General features: G+C 39.8%; 6 protein-coding genes and 1 pseudogene. 3 read left to right on the top strand and 4 right to left on the bottom strand.

All coding sequences use genetic code 11. The features are described 5' to 3' along the window. Positions 1-69 precede the first annotated feature (69 nt). The 3 genes and pseudogenes from R7H07_RS21080 to R7H07_RS21070 form a co-directional block, all read right to left on the bottom strand. The gene (locus R7H07_RS21080) at positions 70-408 is read right to left on the bottom strand and encodes a hypothetical protein (RefSeq protein WP_318128774.1); all 339 of its coding nucleotides are present in this window, start codon (positions 406-408) and stop codon (positions 70-72) included. Positions 409-643: 235 nt separating this feature from the next. Next, on the bottom strand, positions 644-1,075 hold the full coding sequence (locus R7H07_RS21075) for a hypothetical protein (RefSeq protein WP_077284305.1): 432 nt from the start codon (positions 1,073-1,075) through the stop codon (positions 644-646). Continuing rightward, positions 1,065-1,982 (bottom strand): annotated as a pseudogene (locus R7H07_RS21070) (hypothetical protein). Before R7H07_RS21070 ends, R7H07_RS21075 begins: the two are co-directional and overlap by 11 nt. A 342-nt stretch (positions 1,983-2,324) precedes the next feature. On the opposite strand from R7H07_RS21070, the gene R7H07_RS21065 reads away from it, so the two are divergent. Next, complete coding sequence (locus R7H07_RS21065; protein ID WP_025767120.1) at positions 2,325-2,780, top strand: hypothetical protein; 456 nt, start codon at positions 2,325-2,327, stop codon at positions 2,778-2,780. Between the two features lie 146 nt (positions 2,781-2,926). On the opposite strand, the gene R7H07_RS21060 is transcribed toward R7H07_RS21065, so the two are convergent. Then, positions 2,927-3,955, bottom strand: coding sequence for a DUF4238 domain-containing protein (locus R7H07_RS21060; RefSeq protein WP_176043453.1), 1,029 nt, complete (start codon positions 3,953-3,955; stop codon positions 2,927-2,929). Between the two features lie 269 nt (positions 3,956-4,224). Here R7H07_RS21060 and R7H07_RS21055 point away from each other — a divergent pair, with 269 nt between their 5' ends. Both R7H07_RS21055 and R7H07_RS21050 read left to right on the top strand, forming a co-directional pair. Continuing rightward, positions 4,225-4,929 (top strand): S24 family peptidase, encoded by a 705-nt coding sequence (locus tag R7H07_RS21055; protein ID WP_025767122.1) that lies wholly within the window; start codon positions 4,225-4,227, stop codon positions 4,927-4,929. Further along, positions 4,919-6,208 carry a nucleotidyltransferase gene (locus R7H07_RS21050; protein WP_176043454.1) on the top strand — a complete coding sequence of 430 codons (1,290 nt, stop codon included), beginning with the start codon at positions 4,919-4,921 and terminating at the stop codon, positions 6,206-6,208. Before R7H07_RS21055 ends, R7H07_RS21050 begins: the two co-directional genes overlap by 11 nt. Positions 6,209-6,549: the final 341 nt, after the last annotated feature.

Here is a 6,549-nt window from a genome sequence, read left to right as displayed (position 1 = left end):
GGTTTAAAAAGTTTTCAACTTTAATGTCTTAGTTTCAAACTTTATTGTTTAGTTTCAATCTTTATTGTCTTACGACAGATATTTAGCCGCATAAACCGCCAATAAGCTTGCTGTAAAAGCAATCATTGCTGCATTCAGAGTTTGCCAATGAGACCAAACTTCTTGGACATATGACCAATTTCCACCACCATCAAACCATGGCTTTAATATCATCATCACGAAATACACCCCAATCAAAATACAACCAAAGGTAGAAAAGTATACTCTTACAAAAGTATCCAAGAGAGTTTTGGGAGACCCCATTCTTTTCTGTATTGAGCTAAGAAATTCAGTACTGATACCGATAACTTTGCGAAGATAATTGGCCCCATCACGAAGCTTCTCTACCCCAGATAGTTCTTTATCCATGTTGTACCACTCCTAGTAAACAATTTTTTAAAGCTTAAGGTTACCAAATTGTACTCGTTTCTATGCATAATGAGCGCGATACTCAACCACAGTCAACTAAGAGGTTCATAGTTTCGTGTCTATGCTCTAGATAGCCGATTAGGTTGAGGAGCTCTCGGAAGGAATTAGACCAAGCGTAAGTAGTAAGCTTACGCTTGTTAGAAGAGTTCTTAGTGAGGATTAGAGACGTTCTTGGTCAATGAGTTGCTCTAACGTATTTCAAATGTATTCCCGTAGGAGTGATATTGGTTAAATCTCGGCTATATACATACCCATACTTTTGTAAGAGATCAATTGAGTGATACGTCCAGCCAGCGGCAAAGGCTACACCAGCCAAGGCAAAATAAACACAGATTTTATTAGCTAGCTGCATTGCACTTTGAGAGTAAATTTCATTGATTTTTTTCCCGCACAACATAGCTTTTGGGGCCATAAAAAAAATACAACCTAACGCCCCTAATAATCCAATCGGCACCCACAGAGTTAGAACGGATAGCTGAACAGTGTCTGCTTTATTCAGTAGTTCAAGATAGTCTCTATAGACTACATAAGATGGATAGCCCCAACAAATTATCCCAAACAAAAGAACAAAGATACCAGCCAAACGTAATCTTGTTTTATGTGACATTCTCAAGCATCCTTACGACTTGATTAGAAACTTTGTATTCACCCCAAACAACCTCAATTAAGACATATGTTGCTGTAACAAATAGCGCACCAACCATTACGGGAGCTCCCAGAGCTGCCGTAGCAAATAACAGAACTTCACCAGCTGCTGTTTGCAACATGAATTTGAACATATCGGCACCTACATTGCCAAACCAATCCACTAAGTGATAGTCGTCTTTAAAAACTAAGTCGCTGGTGGCTAGACTAGCGGACACCACAAAGGTTAAGGCACCCGCACCTTTGAAGTTTGCAGTTCTAGATTGAGGACTAAAGCCTGCTTGCACCGACTTAAATGAATTTAGAGGGTACTTCTTACCATTCATATTAAGCCGAGTACCATTGACAAACGCATGCCGTAGCACTTTGCCATTCTCGTTTGTCCCTGAAAATGCGACAAATAATTTACCTCGGCTTTCTACCAAATCAGCTTTAACGCCTAGATCGCCAAACTGTTTAGCAATTGATATCGCATTAAACATAGGCTCTGTGTGATTGAACCAAGACTTAACGGTGTTAATGCTCAAGGCGATAGCAGCGACATCCTTACCAGACTCCAGCCAAACGTTATGTAATATTTTATGTGCATCCTCTAAATCTGTAATTAACACATGCTGGTGGTTTTTAGCCATTTCATCCCCAAGTGAACACTGTAATCCTATTGAGTCACTGAGAAGCTGAGGAGCATTCAATCCTAGAGAAGTAGGTCCTAACCCTGCTTTTTCTCTATCTCTAAGAACCCTCTCACGATTTTCCATCGCTTGCTGAAGGAGTTAATTCAGCTCTACGCTCTCGTTGCTGACGAGCGAAGAGCTCTTTTGTGGTTTCCGGCTTTCTTCTGGGGTAACAGGGGCAGATTCATATCTCATAGGATCATACTTACACTATAAAAATATGATTATATCAATATTTTCAATACGTTATCATTATCAACAATGCCGATCTACGCTTTAACTGCCAGAAAAGCCATTATGGCTAGTTAAATGTTCACATTGAAACCTAAATCACATCAACTTGAACTCAAGTAGAAAGCTTTTAAAGAATAGTTCCCAAATTGGTATGTAATTTATGATATCGATACTATTCATCTCAGACCACTGAGTTGCTTTAATGTGAACTGGAAACAGCATCAAAACTTTACTATTAAAACTAAGAGTCTATTGTAAGGCTTCCAGACCTTTTATTAACTTATAACTAGGTACTTATAAATAATGAAGATTCTCAGCTTTATAACCAAAATCTTTATAAGAGAAAATCAATTAAGTTCCCAAAAGTTTTCAGCTTCACGTGACTTGAATGAACTTGCATTCCGTGCCCAGCAAAACTATCGAGCTAATCCGGATAAGCTCGCAAATAGAAGAAATATAACAGCAATTGTGAACGCATTTCATGCACTCCATTCAAACTTAGCAGCTCAGCCTCACGACAATTATTTCTTTGGTAATTTAATCAAAGACCATAAAAATGGTTATACCAGCATGGATACAGCAGTCAGTTTAACTCTTGACCTTATCAATGAACCTAAAGCACTTTTCTCATCACAATGTGAATATTTTTCAAGGAACTTAGAAGTCATCCTAAGAGATTACTCATTCACAAGTCCACCTGAGAAAATTATATCCCCTTACCTAAACGAAATAAGTGATGTGGCATACGGAGGCATTTAACATCTCCCTAGGCTAACTATAAGCTAAATTGCTTGCATGTAGATGGTGTAGTCGGAACTATTCCCTCATCTCTAATTTCCCGACATAGTTCCTCTACACCTTTAACAAACGCCATGTACCACCCTGAGCCATTATTAAACAGTTTGCTAAGTGTAGTAATCGCTGTAAAACACAGATTCTGCGCCTTGGTGGGCTAAATGCCAGTTTTTCCAATGCTCCCTTTCGGCTTCAACTTGTTCTCTATCTACAACCCTAGGGAGCAACAACTCGATGCCTCCCCTTTCTTCATGGGATATTACGCAGTTATGGCAATTCTCGACTATCATTCGGTTAATTTTATGTGTTTGGTCTCGCGTAAGTTTTGTACCTCTTGGAATTGGAGGAGAAACTCCAACTTGTGTATACAGCAAATGCCTTGGTCCCAGTGGTAAAATGACCTCACTGTTTGGATTTGCCCAGCCACCATTAAAATCATAATTTTTGCTATCTTCATAATTTAACCGTACCACTGGATTGTCTGACGTATACCAACTCATCCCCTCAGCAGGAAGGAGTATGGTCCACTTGTTTCTATGTAGTTGATCAGCAACAGTGGTAAGGACATGTTTTATAGACCACAACCAAGAAGCTCTTCCAACCAAAGATGTAACTTTTACTACAAACTCACCCTTAGCATTGTCTATGATCTCCACTCTTAAGGGTAAGCTATCATGGTAACGAGCCTTCCCATCAGGCTTATAACCCGGAGGTATTTTTGATTTAACCTCTTTAAGGACATCTTTGACCACTTCATTAAGTGCCACTTCATTGAAACGCTCTAAATGCTCTAGGTAACGCTTTGGAGTCCGTAAGTCCTGAAGTGCAACGAAGTTAGCTAATTTCTTATAATCATTCCTTGTAAGCTTCTCATTGCGAGCTACTTTCTCAATCGACTTACTGGCAGGAAATTCATACTTAGAATCGAACCAATTTTCTAATATATCATCTGGGCTACCGTTTTGAGTGTTTACATACAAATATTTATGGTAACCGATCGCTGATGGATAGTAGTCCTTCCATAATGGCACATTCTCGTGTTGAACAACTTTCCTATAGTGGAATACCTTACCCTGCTCGTTGCACCAATTTTTTAGATACATCTCAGGTAAAAAGTGATTGTCTTTTTTTACACTCAATGAAGCCTCCATTTTCTCTTTTAACGCTGCATTATGGTGCTACAAAACCTTACCGTACCACCGGGCTTATACCTTACTACTCGAATCTATAGTGCAATTACAGTGTCTCTCCATGCTCATGAATCGTATACTCAAAAACCTATGGTTCACAGATGTGCACCAGGCCATCTAACCATCCCAATAGCTCATGCTCTTCCTTACATTGCACCAGTACATAGCTGGATATATAATTACTGTATATACATACAGCAGTCAGACGTGTTTTTAAAATGGGTGTTTTACAAATATTTGATCAGTCAATAAATTGCGGCATAACAGGCTTTGAAGACCCAACAAGCGGGAGTGTCCGTAAATCCCTGTCATTGTCAAAACAGCTAGTTCATCATCCTAGCGCAACCAAATTAACTGTTGCTCATCAAGATGTACCTTACTTCGGTATTTCAGATGGCGATTACCTGCTTGTTGACTCAAGCCTTCAACCTGAAGCAAACGACTGTATTTTGGTTGAATACCTTGGCGAAAACGCTCTTGTGTCATTTCAAGAGATACAAAAGCAAGAAGATATTGTAGTTCAAGGCGTTGTATCTGCTCGTTTTCATTGGTACAGAAAAGGCTATTCGATACCTATTCATAACTCATTGAAAGAGTTCGACCTTCATGAGTTATTAATACCTCCTGAGCAACAACATACATGTGTATTGATGCGTGCAAACGGTAAGTCTATGTTACCAATCATTGATAACGGAGATTTGCTACTCCTTAACCGCAGCCTCTCATTTAAAGAAGATCATCCCGTTATCATGGCTTTAAATGGTGAATTGGTATGTAAGAGGTTGAACAAAAGACTGAAAAAAGCATACAGCGACAACCCAAAGTTCAGATCTGTTTATCTATCATCAAGTGACGAAATTCGCATTTACGGCTGTGTCTCTATGGCTATCCGAATTTACCGGAGAGAACTTCGTGGCCGATAAATCATTCGCACTAATAGACGGAACAGGATTTTATGCGCACAGTAGTGCTCAATTTCATCCTGGTTTAAAAGGGAAACCAGTACTCGTGTCAGCAGGCCAAGGTATTAGTATTGCCGGAGCAAATATAAAGGAATTTGGGATACCCAAGTTCTCTCCTATTTGGGAAATCGACTCTAAAGTTGCCATGCATCATGGCGCAATATTTAAGTGTAATTTTAATACCTTAGGGCAGATATCTAGGAACTTTAAGCAATCACTTATAGATGTTTCCGAGGGGCTACCCATTTTTCATTACAGCGTCGATGAATCTTGGGTGGAGACTACGGAGCTACTGAAGAATGGCATTGACCTGGAACGCGAAGCTTGGCGTTGGCGTGAACACATTTGGAAAACAACGGGTGTTCCTACAGGAGTCGGGATTGGTCCTAGTTTAACTCTTTCAAAACTGGCTTCGTTTGCAGCCAAAAAACTTCAGGGTAGTAACGGTGTATTTGTCATTAGTAAAGACAATTTGATTCAGACATTAGAAAAGGTACCTGTTTCAGAGGTTTGGAACGTAGGCAGGAAGCTATCTAAACACTTTTCTCATATGGGCATTTATAGCGCGTTAGATTTAGCTCGCCAAGATCCTAAAAAAATGCAAAAAGCCTTTTCGATTTCCGTCGCCAACACGATCCATGAGTTAAATGCCACACCTGTCTACAATTGGAACGACACACGACCTAAGAAGCAACGAATTTGGTCCACCAGCTCATACCGGGACCGTTTACAATCAAGGGAGTCCATAATGTCGGAATTATCTCTTCACCTTGCAGAGGCATTTTTTAAATTACGAGCGCAAAAATCAGAAGCCCTGGCTATAACAGCATTTGTGTCCACATCCATACATGACGATCCTCAGGAGCAGTTTAAGGCTAGCCGGAGCATACACTTCAGTTACGGTGTATGCGATACCTCTGTAGGTCTAAAGACTTTGAGAGCTATTCAGGGTGACCTTATTCCTACTCAACCGACAAAAACGCGCATTTATAAGGTTGGAGTTGGCCTTACTAGTTTAATCGACGCAGAACACAAGCAAGCAGATCTATTTGAACCAGAGGTTAATAACCATAAATTAAGCAAAGCAATCGACTGCATTAATACGCGCTTTGGGAAAGGGACAATAGAATTTGGAGCACGTACAAAGCGGTACTCAGAGCGACCAGGGAATGTAAAGTTGCTAGAGCTGGAGAATTATTTCAGCGATTTTAATGAGCTACTTGAGGTTAAGTGTATTTGAATGTATTGGGTTGTGTGAATTAGTGAGAATGCAATCTGTCAGTTTGGTCTCCTGAGGGAGATAAAATCTGAAAAATCTGAAAAATCTGAAAAATCTGAAAAATCTGACAGATTGTTTATATTGCTATAGGAGAGGAATAAAGTTTCATACTAATTCCTACTACAAAGTCTGAGTCACGCTACAACTTAGTAATAAAGTATCATAATGGTTGTCTTGAGCATCCACAGATTGAGCGGTCCCATTTAAACACGTTTCTGGACAATTCCGAGTTACGAACAATAAAGCACTCTGACTTTTCGGATTGCTTTTGGTATTGCTACCATGTGGCCAGCCTAAATGTC

This window comes from Vibrio sp. Vb1127, from assembly GCF_033338735.1.
GTDB lineage: Bacteria > Pseudomonadota > Gammaproteobacteria > Enterobacterales > Vibrionaceae > Vibrio > Vibrio alginolyticus.
The sequence above is the reverse complement of the archived record's forward strand: the minus strand, read 5'-3'. Positions and strand labels throughout refer to the sequence as shown.